We start from the raw sequence: 16988 nt of genomic DNA, 5'->3' as shown, positions 1-16988 counted from the left end.
AGCGCTGGCCTGATTAGAAGCATGCCCACCCGTGCACCGGGTGTGGCCCATTACAGACCTGCCACGCCGTAACCCACCGACGCGTTTCCATTCTCGGAACTCAGGAGGAAAAGATGATTGTGGCAGAGCACTTCGGTTTCGTCGTCGGCATCGATACCCACGCCAAAACGCATACATTCGCCATCATCGAAACCGGCAGCGGTGGAGAAGTCGCGAACGAAACATTCCCGGCCACCGCAGCCGCAGGCAGTCGCGCACTGTCCTGGGTCCTGCGCCGCACCGAAGCTTCTCCTGGACAGGTTCTACTCTCTATGGAGGGAACGGGTTCGTACGGTGCCAAACTCCGGCAGCAGGCCACAGACGCCGGATTTCAAGTCACCGAAGCGCCCGTCCCGAACCAACGGCTCGGGAGATATCAGGGAAAATCCGATTCCATCGACGCAGCGCGGGCAGCACGAGGGACGCTGAGCATACCTATGGACCGCCTCCGAGAACCCCGGTCCGGGCAGAACCACATGGCACTACGGATCCTCTCCAACGCACGCCGCACCATGGCACGAGAACGCACCGCAGCCATCAACGCACTCACGGCTCTCCTACGCGTCGTAGACCTCGGCATGGACGCCCGGAAACCATTGACCGTCACCCAGACCCGTACCATCGCAGGATGGCGGGAAAGAGACGAAGAATTCGGAGTCCAAACCTGCCGCCGCGAAGCAATACGCCTCGCAAAGCAGATCCTCACACTGCAGGAGCAAATGACCAGGAATCACGCAGAACTTGAGATCCTTGTGAAGCAAGTCCAGCCGTGTCTCCTCGATGTCTACGGCGTTGGTCCGGTCCTGGCCGCAATCATCCTCACAGCCTGGTCACACACCGGAAGAGTGCGCTCCGAAGCCGCATTCGCAGCTCTTGCCGGCACCTGCCCGGTCCCGGCCTCATCAGGCGGCACCACACGATTCCGACTAAACCGCAGCGGCGACCGCCAACTCAACAAAGCGATCTACACTATCGCCCTCATCAGAATGAACCGGGACCCTGCCACCAGAGGTTACGTGACGAAGCGAACAAGCCAAGGCAGAACTAAGAAGGAAATCATCCGAAGCCTCAAGCGCTACATAACGCGGCAAATCTATCGAACCCTAAATGCCGCACAGGAATCCTTACCTGCAGCGGGATGCCCGCGGCAGGGAGTCTCTTAGATCTGCTAAAGGTCTAAAAGAAAAGGGGTCCTCGCCGCTTTCCTGAGTTGTGTCCGTCTCGACTTGAAGCCGGCGGCTTAGCCTTCGAAGCGACCGCAGCTGCAAGCCCAACGAAAGCGGCGATCAGCAGTAGATTAAAAAGTAATTCAGTAACCTCCGAACCGCGACCAAGCGCCACCAATGTGACTATAATAAAGATGACGCCACATGCAAGGCAGGAAAGACATAGAATCTTCGCCCAAACAGGCAAAAGGTTAATTCGACTTAGCATTTCTCCCCCTATTTAGTAAATAGATCTTAGCCCCCAATGGACGAGAAATCTAGGTTTACCTGGGACTGTCCGCGGGTTTGTCGCACATCGGACTGGCCCAAGTTCTCCACTCCCCTAGCCGCGGAAAGGGCTGACAGAAGCCAAGTTGGGAGCCACGCGGCAGGCGGCCCCCAACCATGGATCCTCCTCGGGCTACGTCATCCGGAACTGCAGGTAATACTCTCCGAAGGCACCGCCCACATGGGTACAGGGCGTGACGATCACCGCGTAATTGTTGAGCAACTGCTGGTACCGATCCTGACAATTGCGCTCGGCCCTGAATCTTTCGGTTTGGAGAACCCCTACCACATCAGGGGAAGGCGAAGCGGCGCTGGCGACTGCCATACCGGAGAACGCGGACCCTCCTATAATCGTGACTATGGCAGCGGCGCGCGTGATTGCATTTCTCATGATTCCCCCCAGGGTTGTTCACCGATATGGCAATGAGTTTTTGTCCGTAAGACTTCTCCGTCAAAAAATGAGACCTATATCGGAGCCCTTTGAAGGGTTTGTCCTGCGAAGTGATAAAAGCCTATCGGTAGAACACCTTAAGTCAAGAGGGATTTCGTCCCTTTTCTTGGCATTTCGGGATTGTTATTGAGCAAGGAACTTCGCCTCGTGGTCGGTCTGCCCTCGCCGTGTTCGATCTGAATACTTTGGAATGCGAGCCTGGTTTCCCCCGCGCAGGGCTGCTTGATCACCTGCCGATATCTAGAGGCCAGGCCCCACTAACCTTGTCCTCGTTGCCACCGCCAAGCGTGCCAGAACATGAGTGCGATAACGGTAGTGACGCCGATGAAGACACTTTGCGGTGCGAAGGTGAAGAGGATGTCGGCCATACTGACCCGCTGGGTCATGCTCACCTCCAAAGAGCCATTCAGAAGTGCCAACAATCCGCCCAGGATCAATACTCCTGACAACGCCCACAGGATGATGATGAAAGGATTTTTTGTCCGGGGCGAAGGCCCGATCTCTTCGGCCGCTGCCGCGGTCATGGTCGCCGGTACCGTACCGTCCCCATTGCTCACCTCACGGAAACCAATGCCTTCATGCTGCCCGCTTCCCAAGCCCGTCCCCCTATTGTTTGGCCGCAGTTCCTTTGACTGCTCGAAGCCCAAGCCTAGCTCCACAGGATGCACGGGGTGCTGGGCGCACGTTCCGGTCCTTCCCCTGCGCGTTGGGACTCCTCGGATGGAATCCAGCCGCTGCTTGACGAATATAGAAGCATCCCAGCATGGCACCCTCCCCCGGGCGCTTCCTAGGGGCCCCGGCCCCTTCCCAGGGATAGGGCTACGCCTTCTGCTGCCGCCAGAACACGGAGATCCCGAACGTCAGGGCGCAGAGCACCAGCATGGCCAGCACCATTCGCATCCAACTCTCCTGGTGCACCCCGCCGGCGGCGAACACGCCGATCATCACCGTGGCGGTAATCGCGCCCACGTAGCGGCAGGTCTGGTAGATGCCGGCAGCGACGCCGCGGTCCTGGGGCCGGGTGGATAGGAACATGCCCTGGTTGGAGGCGATGCTCACGGTGCCGTAGGGCACGCCCATCAGCGCGGTCAGGACCACCACGAACGGGATCGCCAGTGTCCCGGTCAGCAGCCACATCAGCGCCGCCACCACGGTCAAAAGGACGACGCCGGCCAGCAGCACCCGCCGAACCCCGAACCTTCCCATCGCGGAGACGGCCCACGGGGTGGCGATCACGGACATGCCCGCCAGCGGCAACATCAGCAGGCCCACGACGCCGGGATCGTAGCCGCCGGCTTCCTGCAGCAGCTGGGGCAGGCCGAAGAAGACAAAGTAGTAGACGCTGCTGAACACGGCGAAGGCCAGGTAGATCAGCATCAAAGGCCGGTTCCGGCCCAGCAGCCGCAGGTCCAGGAACGGCTTGGCAAAGCGCAACTCCCGCCAGGCAAACAGTGCCGCGAGGACGGTTCCGGCGGCCAGCATCAGCCAGCGATAGTCCGGCGCCACGTTCAGTGCCGCCATCATGACCAGCAGCAGGGCACCGATGAAGCCAGCGATGCCGGGAACGTCCGAGTCCCGCACCAGCTCTGCCACGCTGCCGTGCTCCCGGACCTTGTCGGGTGGCGCGGCCTTCCGCACGATCAGCAGCGCTGCCAGTGCCAGCGGAACGTTGATGAGGAACAGCGATTCCCAGCCCACGAAGCCCACCAGCAGGCCGCCGACGACCGGACCCACCGCGGCTGCGGACGTGTTGGCCATTTGCAGCCGGCCCAGCGGACGTGCCGTATCAACCTTTGCCTCGTGGGCCAGCGCCCCCACCATCACCACGGCGCTGGGATAGGCCGTGGCGGTGCCCAGCGCCATGACCGCCCGCGCGACGCAGAGCAGCGCGAAGTTCGGGGCCAGCGGAGCCAGGGCACACGTGATAGCCACCAGCGCCATGCCCAGCATGAACATCCGGCGCGGGCCGAACCGGTCTGCCAGCCTGCCCATGACCGGCTGGCCGGCGGCGGAGGCCAGGTAGAAGGAGGTAATAACCCAGGTAACGGCAGCAACGTCGAGCCCGAAGTCCGCGCGCAGCACCACCAGGGCGACAGCGATCATGGACGAATTGAGCGGGTTCAGTGCCGTACCCAGGCTGAGGCCGGCGACGGCCAGGGCAGTCCGGGGTTTGTTGCTCACGGTAACAGTCTGGCCCACAGCGCCCGCCGGGGACGACTCGGCGGCCTCCCGGCGCGGTGTGGCGTTCGCTACTTGCCGGCCAGGCCCACCGGGAACAGCGCGTCCTCCACCGCCCGGGTCAGGTCGCGGATGACCTCCGCCTGGTCCTCATCCGCCACGCCGTCCGGGTTCTCCGTGTAGATCACCAGCGCGAATGTGGACCCGCCGTAACTGAGCAGGGCTGCGTCATGCAGTTCGCCGGACACCTCCCCGTACTTGTGGTGGACGTCCACTCCCGCCCGTGAACCAGCGGGAATGAGGTCTTCGTCATTGGTGTCCTGCATGTAGCTCAGCAACTGGTCCGTGTTGTCCTTGTCCAGCAGCTCCCCCGCGTACAGCTTCTTCAGGATCAACGCCATGTCCGCGGCGGTGAGGAGGTTTTGTTCGGGGTCATACGTGACACCGATGGAGTCCGCGTAGGCGATCAGCTGCGGGTAACCCACGGCGTCCATCAGCAGCAGCCAGGAATCGTTGTTGCTGTCATTGACCATGGCCTTGAGCTGGAAAGCGGCGTCGTAGTCGCCCATGGGTGCGTCCAGGCTGGCCTGCCCTTCCTCCACCAGGTGGTAAAAGGCGGCGGCGGTCAGGATCTTCGCCGTGCTGGCTGCCGTGAAGGTGCTTTGATCCCCGAATGTCCGTTCTGCGCCGCCGGACACGTCGGCGAGCGCCAGCCCGATCCTGTATTCGTCCGCTTCACTGAGGATGTTGTCCACGCTGTCCTGCAACGAGGGCGGGGCTGCCGCCACCGGCGCCGCGGGCACGGCCGGCGGGGTGGGGAGCACTGCACCCGACCGCGGTTCCGACCGGACCACCGCCAGGGTGATGGTGCCGACGATCACCAGGACCACGATGAGCGCCAGGATCAGCAGCCGTCGGTTGCCCTGGGCCTTGCTGGAACCGGGCTTGCCGGGACCGGGTTTGCGCGGTGCGGGCGGCGGAGCATCGCGGCCTGGTGTGGGCACCAAGGGGTGCTCGGACATACAAGGGCTCCTGTCCCGCCTCGATAAATACAAACAACGTCAGCGCGGCCATGAGCCGCGCTGACGTTGCCGATTAAATCACCGGAGGTTGGGAGCTTCCTGAAGGCCTGCAGGTGTTCCGCGCCACCTTGCTGAGACCCAGAGGAATCCTCAGCGACGGGCGAAATCCATGTCGACGCGCCAGTTACTCTGCGCGCACCAAATTGTGGGCGCGCCAGGGAAGATGCGCGTCGATTGCGGCTTTGCGCGCCGAAATCCGGCTATCCGCGGGTGCGGGCAGCGAGCGCTGTCTCCAGGAACTCCAGGTGCGCCGGGGTAACCGCAGCCACGCTGCCCAGGTATTCAGGGTGCTTGGCCAGGAACTTCTTGATGAACGGGCACACGGGAACGACGGCGATGCCCGACTCCACGGTGCTGTCCAGGGCAGCCGTGGCCAGGCGGCCGGCCAGTCCCTGCCCGCCGTATTCCTCGTTGACCACCGTGTGGTAGAAAATCCGCTGCGGCGACTCCCCGCCGTCGTACTCCTTGTACGCCGCCTTGCCAATGACGTTGCCGGCGTCCAGGAGCTCGAAGCGCTCGCGCTCGGGGCTGTGGCGGATGGTGATGTCGCTCAAGGGAACTCCTTTGTTTGCGGGTGGTGCTGCCCGTGCAAAGCCTAACCCTGCACGGGCAGCACCTATTTCCGCAAGCGGTGTTCCCTGAAGGCACTACCGCCGGATCAGCTCAAGTAGCCGTTCGGATTGAGGACGTACTTGGTGGCTGCGCCGGCGTCGAACTCTGCGTAGCCCCTGGGTGCATCCTCCAGCGGGATCGCCTTCGCGTTGACGTTCTTGGCGATGTTGACCTTGTCATTCAGGATGGCCATCATCAGCTGACGGTTGTACTTCATCACCGGGCACTGGCCCGTGGTGAAGCTCAGCGACTTCGCCCAGCCGGTGCCGAGGCTCAGGCTCAGGGAGCCCTTCTTGGCTGCCTCGTCGATGCCGCCCGGATCGCCCGTGACGTACAGGCCGGGAATGCCCAGCGCACCGCCCGCCGCCGTGATGTCCATCAGGGTGTTCAGCACGGTTGCAGGTGCTTCCTGCGCGCCCTTGCCATGGCCGCGGGCTTCGAAGCCCACCGCGTCAACGGCGCAGTCGACTTCCGGCACGCCCAGGATCTGTTCGATCTGGTCCTTCGGCTCGCCCTGGGTGAGGTCCACGGTTTCGCAGCCGAAGCTGCGCGCCTGTGCCAGCCGGCCCTCGTTCATGTCGCCCACAATCACGACGGCGGCGCCCAGCAGGTGTGCGCTGGTGGCCGCTGCGAGGCCCACTGGACCAGCGCCGGCGATGTACACGGTGGAGCCAACGCCCACCCCGGCCGTGGTTGCACCATGGAACCCGGTGGGGAAGATGTCCGAGAGCATGGCCAGGTCCATGATTTTCTCCATGGCACGGTCCTTGTCCGGGAACTTCAGCAGGTTCCAGTCCGCGTAGGGCACCAGGACGTAGTTGGCCTGGCCGCCCACCCAGCCGCCCATGTCCACGTAGCCGTAGGCGCTGCCCGGGCGGTCCGGGTTCACGTTCAGGCAGATGCCGGTTTTGCGTTCCTTGCAGTTCCGGCAGCGGCCGCAGGCGATGTTGAACGGCACCGAGCACAGGTCGCCCACCTTGATGAACTCGACGTCCCGGCCCACTTCCACCACTTCGCCAGTGATTTCATGGCCGAGCACCAGATTGGGCGGGGCCGTGGTGCGGCCGCGGACCATGTGCTGGTCCGAGCCGCAGATGTTGGTGGCCACCGTCTTCAGGATCACCCCGTGGTTCACCGGGCGTCCCACGTTCGCGGGGTTGACCCCTGGCCCGTCCTTGAGCTCGAACGTTGGGTAGTCAATGTCGATTACTTCTACCTTGCCCGCTTCTTTGTAGGCAACGGCTTTGTTCCCTGTCATCTATCACTCCTATAGTCAGGCGTCCGGTGGGACGGCCATGATCTGGGTAGGTGGGACACCCCTCGGGGAAACAGCCCTGGCCCGTTGGTGCTTACTGATCCTTGGCGTGGTCAGATACCGGTTCCCGGGTGGGGATTCGCCCAGTCTAGGCACGGCCCCCTAACCGGTCTAGGGGTAGGAAGCCTCTTGTTTACCGGAGTATTCACAGGGGAAGTGCCTATAGTGGCCTTCGCTGCACCAACCGGCCTCCAAGAACGCCGGCTGGCCGGTTCCCAAGCAAGTTCCACCTTGAGGAGAACGGCATGAAAACACGCACCATTGGACAACTGACAGTTTCCGCCCTGGGCCTTGGCTGCATGGGCATGAGCGAGTTCTACGGCGACGGCGACGAGCAGGAATCGATCGCCACCATCCACGAGTTCCTGGACGCCGGCGGGTCGCTGCTGGACACCGCCGACATGTACGGCCCCTTCACCAACGAAAAGCTGGTGGGCCGTGCCATCGCCGGGCGCCGCGAAAGTGTTGTGCTGGCCACCAAATTCGGCAATGAGCGCCGCGAGGACGGCTCGTGGGTGGGCATCAACGGCCGCCCCGAATACGTCCGGGCAGCATGCGATGCCAGCCTCCAGCGGCTGGGGGTGGACCACATCGACCTCTATTACCAGCACCGGGTGGACAAGACCGTTCCCATCGAGGACACGGTGGGCGCCATGGCGGAACTGGTCCAGGCCGGAAAGGTCCGGCACCTGGGCTTGTCCGAAGCGTCGGCAGAGACCATCCGCCGGGCCCACGCGGTGCACCCCATCACGGCACTGCAAACCGAGTATTCACTGTGGGAGCGTGAGCCGGAGACCAAGGTCTTTCCCGTGCTCGCGGAGCTCGGCATCGGTTTCGTCCCCTACAGCCCGTTGGGCCGCGGCTTCCTCACGGGGCAGATCCGCAGCGTGGATGACTTTGCCGAGGACGACTTCCGCAAACACTCCCCGCGCTTCCAGGGCGAAAACTTCACCCGCAACCTGGAGCTGGTGGACCGGGTCAAGGAGCTGGCCGACCGGAAGGGCTGTACACCGGGCCAGCTTGCGCTCGCCTGGCTGCTGGCGCAGGGCGAGCACGTGGTCCCGATCCCCGGCACGAAGAAACGGGAACGGTTGCGCGAAAACCTTGGCGCCGTGGACGTCGAACTTGGTGTGGAGGACCTCCAGTTGCTGGACCAACTGGCGCCCGCAGGGGCAACGGCCGGTGCCCGCTACCCGAACATGTCCACCATCGACACGTAACCATCCAGGACCCCGCTGCTGGCGGCCCGGACCCGCATCCCCTTTGAAGGCCGGCAACGATTATGCGGGTCCGGGCCGCCCACACTGGAAGGGCGCCACTGGCGGGAATTTACGACGGCGGGGCGGGGCTGGCGTAGGGTGGTTGCTACGGCTGAAGCAAGCGGCCGCTCTCTCTTCTTGCCTGCGGAGCCCGTTTCATGTCCGACAAACCTGCCCTCCGGGCCCTTGCTGAATCAGCCTTCTCCCTCCCCCACCTCCGGGACGGCCAATTGACCGGCATGGCGGCCCTCGTGGACGGCCGCGATGTCCTGGCTGTGATGCCCACCGGCTACGGGAAATCCGCGATCTACCAGGTCGCGGCACTGCACCTGCACCAGCAGACCGGACGTCCCGCCGTCGTGGTTTCACCGCTGATTGCCCTACAGGAAGACCAGCTGGACGGGCTGTCCCAAGATCTGGGCACCGATGCGGCAGTGGCAATCAACTCCTCGCACAGCGACGCCGACGTCGAAGCTTCGTGGAACGCCGTTGAGGACGGCAAGGCCGTGTTCGTGTTCCTTGCCCCGGAGCAGCTGGCTAAACAATCAACTGTGGACCGGATCAAGGCCCTGGACATTTCGCTGTTCGTGGTGGACGAAGCGCATTGTGTTTCGTCCTGGGGCCATGACTTCCGACCGGACTACCTTGCCCTGGGCAATGTCCGCGAGCAACTGGGTAACCCGCCCGTGGCAGCCCTGACCGCCACGGCTTCCCCGCCGGTGCGGGACGAGATCGTGGAGAGGCTGGGGATGAAGGACCCGCTGGTCCTGGTCCGCGGCTTCGACCGGCCCAACATCCGCCTTGACGTTGTCCGGCACCACGAGGACAAGGGCAAGCGCAAAGCGGTGCTGGAGGAGGTTGCGGACCTGGCCAGGAAAGGACAGGGGCTGCTGTACGCCGCCACCCGCAAGGACACGGAGAAGTACGCCGCCAAGCTGGCCAAGGAGGGGCTCCGCGCCGAGGCCTACCACGCGGGCCGTTCGGCCGGGGACCGCGAACACATCCACGAGCTGTTCCTGGACGACAAGCTGGACGTGGTGGTGGCCACCACTGCCTTCGGGATGGGTATCGACAAACCGAACGTCCGCTTTGTGGTCCACGCCGACATCCCGGAATCGCTGGATTCCTACTACCAGGAGATCGGCCGGGCAGGCAGGGACGGCGAGCCTGCCTCCGCCGTCCTGCACTACCGCTCTGAGGACCTGGGGCTGCGCAAATTCTTCGGCACCCACTCCCCCGACCCCGACTCCCTCCTCGCGGTGCTGAAGGCACTCAAGGCTGCGCACGCCGCCACGCCAAAGTCCTCCCTCGCGGAGCTGACGGGGTTCAAGCCCCGCCGCGTCACGGGCCTGGTGAACCAGCTGGAGGAGATCGGTGCGGTGGCTGTTGGCAAGCGCGGCGTCCGGCTGACGTCCAAAGCCAAGCTGCCCACCTTGGTGAGTGACGCCGTCGAACTCGCCGAAGCCCGCCAGCGGGTGGACCAGTCCCGCCTCACCATGATGCGCGCGTACGCGGAGACGGACGGCTGCCGCCGGCAGTTCCTGCTGGGCTACTTCGGCGAGGACCTGCCCGAGCCCTGCGGCAACTGTGACGGCTGCGCTGCCGCTGCCGCCGCTCCCGTTGACGCAGCGAAGGAAGGCAAGCCGGACAAGAAGCAGGCGAACAAGAAGGCCGGCAGGAAACAGCAGGGCGCAGCGTCCGACGGCGGCGCACCGGCTTCCGGTGCCGGCGATGAGCCGTTCCCGCTCCAGTCAGCAGTGGTCCACAAGGAATGGGGGCCAGGCCTGGTCATGCGGCACGAGGACGATGTGATCACCGTGCTCTTCGAGCAGGAAGGGTACAAGACCCTGTCCCGGTCCGCCGTCGTGGAAAACCAACTCCTGAAGCCCGCTTAGGTAGGCTGGGGGGACCCTCCAACGAAAGGCCCCCCGCGTGGAAGTACCTGCGTTTGCCTGGACCCTGACCATTGCGGGAATCGTGGGGCTGCTGGCCTTCGACTTCTTCTTCCACGTCCGGAAGGCCCACACCCCCACTATCAAGGAATCGGCCACCTGGTCGGCGATCTATGTGGGAATTGCCGTGCTGTTCGGGCTGGGGGTACTGCTGTTTGGCGGCCCCGACATGGGCACCGAGTACTTTGCCGGCTATGTCACGGAGAAGGCGTTGTCCGTGGACAACCTCTTCGTTTTCCTCATCATCATGGCCAGCTTCAAAGTACCGCGGGCCGACCAGCAAAAGGTGCTGCTGTTCGGCATTGTGTTCTCCCTGATCGCGCGCACGGCGTTCATCTTCCTGGGTGCGGCACTGATCAACAGCTTCGCCTGGGTGTTCTACATCTTCGGGCTCATCCTGCTGGTAACTGCGGGCAACCTGCTCAAGCCGGACAGCCACGACGACGACGACTCCGAAGGCCTGGTGGTCCGGCTCGCCCGGAAGTTCCTGCCGGCGTCGCAGCACTACGACGGCGACAAGCTCTTCACTGTGGAGAACGGCAAGCGGGTCCTGACTCCGATGCTCTTGGTGATGGTGGCCATCGGCGGCACGGACATCCTGTTCGCCCTGGACTCCATTCCGGCGATCTTCGGCCTCACCCAGAACGTGTTCGTCGTCTTCACCGCCACGGCGTTCTCGCTGATGGGCCTGCGCCAACTGTTCTTCCTGATCGACGGCCTGCTGGACCGGCTGATCTTCCTCTCCTACGGGCTGGCGGTCATCCTCGGCTTTATTGGCGTGAAGCTCATCCTGCACGCCCTGCACGAAAACACCCTCCCGTTCATCAACGACGGCGAACACGTCAACGTGGTGGAAGTCAGCACCGGAGTCTCCCTGGGCGTCATCCTGGGTGTCCTGGTGGTGACCATCCTCGCGTCCATCTTCAGCCCCAAGGGCAAGGCCAAGAACGCCGTATCCGGGGCCAGGCGGCACGCCACCGAATACCTGGACCTCAATTACGAAACAGACATGGCCGAACGCGACAAGATCTTCGCCAGGATGTGCCGGGAGGAGACCCAGATCCGCAAGCTCCCGGAAAAGTACAAGCGCCTGGTCCGCAACGAGACCGAGTTCATGGACTTGATCCGCAAGGCCCACGCGGAACATGACAAGGCCCAGGTCCGGGCAGCCGCAGCTGAAAGCTGACCTGCCGGCTTTTGCCAAGACGGGCCTGGCGTTCACGCCCGGGTCCGTTGTTGTTGAGGGCCTGCCCGGTCTTTGTCAGTCCCTCTTGCTACGTTTGTTCCAGCCACGAAAACAGGGCCACGGAAACCGTCTCCGGGTCCGGCTGTCATTGGGGAGGCCCCGTGTTTCTGCTCCACGCTGCCGGTGTTGAAACTGACTCCGGTTCGCCACCGGACCTGGTCTTTTCGGCCAGTGACTTGGTGGCTGCCTCCGAGTGTGAGTACCGCACGCTCCGGATCCTGGACGAAAAACTGGGCCGTGCACCCAAGGCAGAGTTCGCCGTTGACGAGATGCAAAAGCGCGCGGGTGAGCTGGGCGACCGGCACGAGCAGACGGTGCTTGCCAGCCTGGTGGCGAAGTACGGCGAGTGGGACGCCAGCCGGGGCTCGGGCGTCTACTCGCTGGAGCGCGGCGAAAACCTCCGCGGCGAGCTGCAGGCAAAGCACGCGGAAACCGAACTGGCGCTCCGGTCCGGTGCGGACGTGGTGTTCCAGGCCACCTTCTTCGACGGCGAATTCCTGGGGTACGCAGACTTCCTGGTCAACGAGGCCGCCGGAACGGGAAACCCTGGGCGGTACGAGGTCTGGGACACCAAACTCGCCCGGCACGCCAAGGCAGGGGCCCTCCTTCAGCTTGCCGCGTACGGCGCCCAACTCCTGGGCATGGGGCTGGAACCGTCGCCGGTGGTCACCCTCGTCCTGGGCACCCGGGTGGGCGACGACTGGCTGCGCAGCAGCCACTCACTGCCCGACCTGCTGCCGCTGTTCCGGGAGCGGCGCCGGCGCTTCCGCCAGCTCACCTCAGACCACCGCGCGGGCGATACCCCGGTGCAGTGGCAGCAGCCCGGCATCGTGCACTGCGGACGCTGCGACTACTGCGCCGAGCAGGTCAAGCTGCACAGGGACCTGCTGATGGTGGCAGGCATGTCCGTTGTCCAGCGGCGGAAACTTCACGAAGCCAACGTCAGCACCGTCGATGAACTGGCGGCCATGCCGGCCGCGGACGCAAAGAACTCCGTGGTCCGGCTCCGCGCCCAGGCCCGGATGCAGCTGGGCCTGGATGAGCCGGCGGGGTCCCGCACCTACGTTAAGGATGGTGAACCGCACACGGTCTCCTACACCGTTCTTCAGGAGAATGTGATCGGGTCCCTTCCGACACCAAGCGCCGGCGACATCTTCTTCGACTTCGAAGGCGATCCGCTGTGGCAGGATCCTGCCACCGGCGCCTGGGGCATCGAGTACCTCTTTGGCGTCATCGAGGCCCCGGTAGCGGGGGCTGAAGACCATCCAGTGTTCCGTCCGTTTTGGGCGCACTCCCGCTCCGGCGAACGCCGCGCCTTCCTCGACTTCCTGGAGTATGTGGAGAAACGCCGCGCCACCTACCCGGACATGCACGTGTACCACTACGCCCCGTACGAAAAGACTGCGCTAAGGAACCTTTCCCTCGCCCACCAGGCCGGCGAGGAGACGGTGGATGACTGGCTGCGGCAGGGGCTGCTGGTGGACCTCTACGCCACGGTGCGGCATTCCATCCGAATCTCGGAGGCGTCGTATTCCATCAAGAAGCTTGAGCCGCTTTACATGGGAGACAACCTGCGCTCGGGGGACGTCAAGGACGCTGGAGCCTCGGTGGTTGCCTACGCCGCCTATTGCGCCGCCCGTGAAGAAGGGCGCCAGGACGATGCGGCCGCCATCCTGGCTTCCATCTCCGACTACAACCAGTACGACTGCCTCTCCACACTGCGGCTGCGGGACTGGCTGCTCCAGCTGGGAGAGGAAGCCGGTGCTGCTTCCCTGAAGCGCGGCCGGACGGCAGGAGCGGTGGATAAAGGCGAGCTTGGTGCAGGCGCCAGTGGTCCCGAAGCCGGTCCGGCCGAACTAGCGGGCATTGCCGGTAATGCGGAGGGTGACGCTACGCCGGTTGAGGAGACACCGGAGGAGGGCAAGCTGCGTGCATACCTGGCTGCCCTGCCGGACAATCGCCCCTGGACTAATGACGAACGTGCCATTGCCATGGTGGCCGCCGCCACGGGGTACCACCGGCGCGAACGCAAGCAGTTCTGGTGGCAGCACTTCGACCGGGTCGAGGCACCGATGGATAACTGGTCCGACCAACGGAACGTCTTCGTGGTTGATTCTGCCGAAGTCGTTTCGGACTGGGCCCTGGCAAAGCCAAGGGAACGGATGCGCACCCGGCTTCTGAAGCTGCGCGGCACCATGACCGAGGGCTCTGATTTCCGCGCCGACTCCAACTGGTGCCGGCTGTACGACCCGCCGGGGCCCGACGGAATGCTTGCCCCCGATGCGCTTCCCGGCACCAGGGCCTACACCTTCGGAACCAGGATCCATGAGCTGGAGGCCGCGCCTGACAATCCCGGGCACACCCTGATCACCATCGCCGAGCGTGAGACCGGAAAAGTTGCTGCCTACGCGCACCTTCCAGTGGCCCTCACCGAGGACAAACCCATCGCCACGGACAACATCGAGGCCGCCATCGCGGAAATTGCGCGCGCCGTCGGCTCCTCAGTCCCGTCCCTCCCCGCGCAGCCGGGACTGGATATCCTGCGCAAGCTCCCGCCGCGGTTCCGCTCCCTCAAGGGACCGGCCGACGTACTGCATGGCAGTGATGGTGCGGCCGATTACGCGGGGGCCATTACTGAATCCCTGCGGGACCTGGACAACTCCTACCTGGCGGTACAGGGGCCGCCGGGGACGGGCAAGACCTTCGTCGGGGCCCATGTGATCGGCAGGCTCATCGCTGAAGGCTGGAAGATCGGCGTCGTTGCCCAGTCACACAACGTCGTGGAAAACCTTCTGTGCCGCTCCATCGAGACCGGCGGAGTGGATCCTCACGTGGTGGCCAAGAAACTGGCGTCCCCCCACGATGTTCCCTGGACGCTCACCTCCGAAGGCGACGTAGCCCGCCTGCTGTCGTCACCTGGCGGATGTTTGGTGGGTGGCACCGCATGGACCATGACCGGCAAGGAGGTCCCCGCCGGCTCGCTCGATCTCCTGGTCATTGATGAGGCCGGCCAGTTCTCGTTGGCCAACACACTTGCGGTCAGCCGCGCGGGTAATCGACTGCTCCTGCTGGGTGACCCCCAGCAGCTCCCGCAGGTTTCCCAAGGAGCCCACCCCGAACCCGTGGATGAGTCCGCCCTCGGCTGGCTCGCCGCCGGGCACGCCACCCTTCCCGCGGCCCTGGGCTACTTCCTCGCCGACAGCTGGCGCATGCACCCGGAGCTGTGCCGCGCCGTGTCCATCCTCAGCTACGAGGGAAAGCTGAAGTCGGCTCCGGCCGCGGCCCACCGCGAACTGGAGGGGATGGCACCGGGGGTGGAGACCGTCTTCGCCAACCACACCGGCAACACCGCGGCGTCCAAGGAAGAGGCCGACGAAGTGGTGCGGCAGGTCCAACGCCATCTCGGCCTCAAGTGGACTGCCGGTGCCGGCAGCGAGGCCCGCCCCCTGGAGCAGCAGGACCTGCTGGTGGTGGCCGCGTACAACGCCCAGGTTCACCTAATCCGAAGGCACCTGGCAGAGGCCGCACTGCCGGAGGTTCGGGTGGGCACCGTGGACAAGTTCCAGGGCCAAGAGGCACCCGTGGTGTTGGTTTCGATGGCCTGCTCGGCGGTGGCCGAGGCACCTCGGGGCGCAGAATTCCTGCTGAACCGGAACCGCATGAACGTGGCTGTATCCCGTGGCCAGTGGCGGGCAGTCATCGTCCGGTCCCCGGAGCTCACCAGCTACATGCCGCACAAGCCTGCGGCCGTGGAGGAGCTGGGAGCGTTCATCGGCCTGAGCCCGCGGGAATAGCCATCGGAGTCCCGTGGGCCCATCGACGAGCGCTCGGCAAGGGCACGGAATTGGCGGGACCAAGGTTGAGCGAGCCGCCTTGTTGGAGCGAGGCCGGTTCAGTCAGCCCACCCGGAAGCCGCGGAAATTCCCCTTGGCTTCGGAGATGGCATCATCCACCCGCTCCACCCGGCCGGGAGTCCGGCCCGAGTTCAGCCAGTCCAGCAGTTTGTGGACTTGTGGCCGGGGACCCTCGGCAACCACGGATACCGAACCGTCGTTGAGGTTCTTTACCTCACCTGATAATCCAAGGTCCTCCGCCGTACCCATCGTCCAGTAACGGAAGCCCACGCCTTGGACCATGCCGAACACGCGGGCGTCCAGCCGCACGCTATCCTGCGTTGGGCCGTCCTGCGTGCGTTCGTGCCTGCCCATGCCGGGCCTCCTATGGAAACATCGGCGTGCCCAACCAGGCAGCGGCAGGTGCCGTTTGAATCGGCAGTAACCGCTGCCCGGTTGGGCACACGAGGCTTAGTTGATGGTGATGTCGCGGGTGGCGTGGTTGTAGCGGATGGTTACGGTGCCACCGGCGTGGTGCAGTTCGTGGTTGGGGCCGTCGAACGTGCCGAAGGCGCCGTAGTTCTCATCCCACGAACGGTTGAGGGCAATTTTGAAGGTGTAGTAACCGGCGGGAAGCTCGGCGCTCTTCTTCCACAGCTGGTCCAGGAAGTCGAACTCCATCTGGGCTTCGTCGTACTGCGGTGCCCAGTCCTCGGGCGCACCCAAGATGGTGTTGAAGTCACCGGCCACCGCGACAGCCTCGGGCTGCGGCAGGGTTTCAACATCAGGGCCCTCGAACGGCTCAGCCGCTCCGGTCGCCGTGGAGGTTTCGGCAGGGGCAGCAACAGCTTCGGTCTTGTCCTTGGGCGCAGACTTGCCCTTGCGGACGGCCTTCACCACGGGCTCCACGGCCTCTTCGAGTGCCTTGGCTGCCTTGCCCACAGCGGAAGCTGCCTTCTTCGCCGGTGCCTTCTTGGCGGCCTTCTTGGGAGCTTCCTCCTTGGCCGGAACCTCCAACGTTGCCGCAGCGGCTGAAACCGGGCGGACAAAGCCCTCGGGAGCCGTGGGAACGGGAGTGTCCGCAGGGACCGGAGTGCCGGCGTCGAGCGCTGCCGCAAAGGAGTCCACATCCGGGAAGGCAACGGTGGCCCGCATGCCATCCTCGGTGATGGTCCAGCCCGAGCGGCCCTTGATCAGCCAGCCCGCCTTGACCAGCTTGGCGGTTGCCGAGGTGAGGGTCTTGTGGCCACGCGGGATGCCGCCACTGAGGAGTTCGGCCTCATGCTCGTTGAACGGCACGCGGGCGGTTGCTTCCGCCAGGACCTGGCCAGCATTCAGTGCATCGCCGGACCACACGCCTTCGGTCAGGACATCCAGCACGGTCTTGAGCCGAAGGTAAGTGTTTTCTGCGGTGGACTTGGCCATGATTCCCCTTATATAAAAGCGATCGGTCTTAGGCATCTTGCCAACTACCCATTAAATCGCGCGACTTTAATTGGTTAACTCTGCGTGTCGTGACCGTCTGTGA

At 64.2% G+C, this 16988-nt stretch carries 12 protein-coding genes; 5 read left to right on the top strand and 7 right to left on the bottom strand.

Annotation, left to right across the window (positions count from 1 at the left end; all coding sequences use genetic code 11):
• Positions 1–113 precede the first annotated feature (113 nt).
• Positions 114–1202 carry an IS110 family transposase gene (locus ACETK3_RS06855; RefSeq protein ID WP_141160439.1) on the top strand — a complete coding sequence of 363 codons (1089 nt, stop codon included), beginning with the start codon at positions 114–116 and terminating at the stop codon, positions 1200–1202.
• 1038 nt (positions 1203–2240) lie between these two features.
• Here the strand turns inward: ACETK3_RS06855 and ACETK3_RS06850 are convergent.
• From ACETK3_RS06850 to fdhA, 5 genes are all read right to left on the bottom strand, one after another.
• Complete coding sequence (locus ACETK3_RS06850; protein WP_141160440.1) at positions 2241–2630, bottom strand: hypothetical protein; 390 nt, start codon at positions 2628–2630, stop codon at positions 2241–2243.
• 172 nt (positions 2631–2802) lie between these two features.
• On the bottom strand, positions 2803–4164 hold the full coding sequence (locus tag ACETK3_RS06845) for an MFS transporter (protein ID WP_236801272.1): 1362 nt from the start codon (positions 4162–4164) through the stop codon (positions 2803–2805).
• A 68-nt stretch (positions 4165–4232) separates the two neighbouring features.
• Positions 4233–5183 carry a serine hydrolase gene (locus tag ACETK3_RS06840; protein WP_236801271.1) on the bottom strand — a complete coding sequence of 317 codons (951 nt, stop codon included), beginning with the start codon at positions 5181–5183 and terminating at the stop codon, positions 4233–4235.
• Positions 5184–5443: 260 nt separating this feature from the next.
• The gene (locus ACETK3_RS06835) at positions 5444–5797 is read right to left on the bottom strand and encodes a GNAT family N-acetyltransferase (protein ID WP_237429935.1); all 354 of its coding nucleotides are present in this window, start codon (positions 5795–5797) and stop codon (positions 5444–5446) included.
• Positions 5798–5901: 104 nt separating this feature from the next.
• On the bottom strand, positions 5902–7113 hold the full coding sequence (gene fdhA / locus ACETK3_RS06830) for a formaldehyde dehydrogenase, glutathione-independent (RefSeq protein WP_236801269.1): 1212 nt from the start codon (positions 7111–7113) through the stop codon (positions 5902–5904).
• 302 nt (positions 7114–7415) lie between these two features.
• On the opposite strand from fdhA, the gene ACETK3_RS06825 reads away from it, so the two are divergent.
• From ACETK3_RS06825 to ACETK3_RS06810, 4 genes are all read left to right on the top strand, one after another.
• Positions 7416–8390 (top strand): aldo/keto reductase, encoded by a 975-nt coding sequence (locus tag ACETK3_RS06825; protein ID WP_236801268.1) that lies wholly within the window; start codon positions 7416–7418, stop codon positions 8388–8390.
• Between the two features lie 197 nt (positions 8391–8587).
• On the top strand, positions 8588–10324 hold the full coding sequence (locus ACETK3_RS06820) for an ATP-dependent DNA helicase RecQ (protein WP_237429934.1): 1737 nt from the start codon (positions 8588–8590) through the stop codon (positions 10322–10324).
• A 37-nt stretch (positions 10325–10361) separates the two neighbouring features.
• Positions 10362–11567 (top strand): TerC family protein, encoded by a 1206-nt coding sequence (locus ACETK3_RS06815; protein WP_236801266.1) that lies wholly within the window; start codon positions 10362–10364, stop codon positions 11565–11567.
• A 161-nt stretch (positions 11568–11728) separates the two neighbouring features.
• Complete coding sequence (locus ACETK3_RS06810) at positions 11729–15421, top strand: TM0106 family RecB-like putative nuclease (protein WP_373992690.1); 3693 nt, start codon at positions 11729–11731, stop codon at positions 15419–15421.
• Positions 15422–15523: 102 nt separating this feature from the next.
• Here the strand turns inward: ACETK3_RS06810 and ACETK3_RS06805 are convergent, their stop codons facing one another.
• A complete protein-coding gene (locus ACETK3_RS06805; protein ID WP_236801264.1) occupies positions 15524–15835 on the bottom strand; it encodes an acylphosphatase in 312 nt (103 codons plus the stop codon).
• Positions 15836–15931: 96 nt separating this feature from the next.
• Complete coding sequence (locus ACETK3_RS06800) at positions 15932–16885, bottom strand: glycosidase (RefSeq protein WP_237429932.1); 954 nt, start codon at positions 16883–16885, stop codon at positions 15932–15934.
• Positions 16886–16988 lie beyond the last annotated feature (103 nt).

The organism is Arthrobacter sp. E44, assembly GCF_041877125.1.
Classification (GTDB): Bacteria; Actinomycetota; Actinomycetes; order Actinomycetales; family Micrococcaceae; genus Arthrobacter.
Note: the sequence above shows the minus strand (reverse complement) of the source record. Positions and strands in the feature narration are given on the sequence as shown.

Excerpts from the sequence above, each read along its gene's own strand:
- ACETK3_RS06855 (WP_141160439.1), top strand. The coding sequence starts at position 114 with ATGATTGTGGCAGAGCACTTCGGTTTCGTCGTCGGCATCGATACCCAC.
- ACETK3_RS06840 (WP_236801271.1), bottom strand. The coding sequence starts at position 5,183 with ATGTCCGAGCACCCCTTGGTGCCCACACCAGGCCGCGATGCTCCGCCG.
- fdhA (WP_236801269.1), bottom strand. The coding sequence starts at position 7,113 with ATGACAGGGAACAAAGCCGTTGCCTACAAAGAAGCGGGCAAGGTAGAA.
- ACETK3_RS06825 (WP_236801268.1), top strand. The coding sequence starts at position 7,416 with ATGAAAACACGCACCATTGGACAACTGACAGTTTCCGCCCTGGGCCTT.
- ACETK3_RS06820 (WP_237429934.1), top strand. The coding sequence starts at position 8,588 with ATGTCCGACAAACCTGCCCTCCGGGCCCTTGCTGAATCAGCCTTCTCC.
- ACETK3_RS06805 (WP_236801264.1), bottom strand. The coding sequence starts at position 15,835 with ATGGGCAGGCACGAACGCACGCAGGACGGCCCAACGCAGGATAGCGTG.
- ACETK3_RS06800 (WP_237429932.1), bottom strand. The coding sequence starts at position 16,885 with ATGGCCAAGTCCACCGCAGAAAACACTTACCTTCGGCTCAAGACCGTG.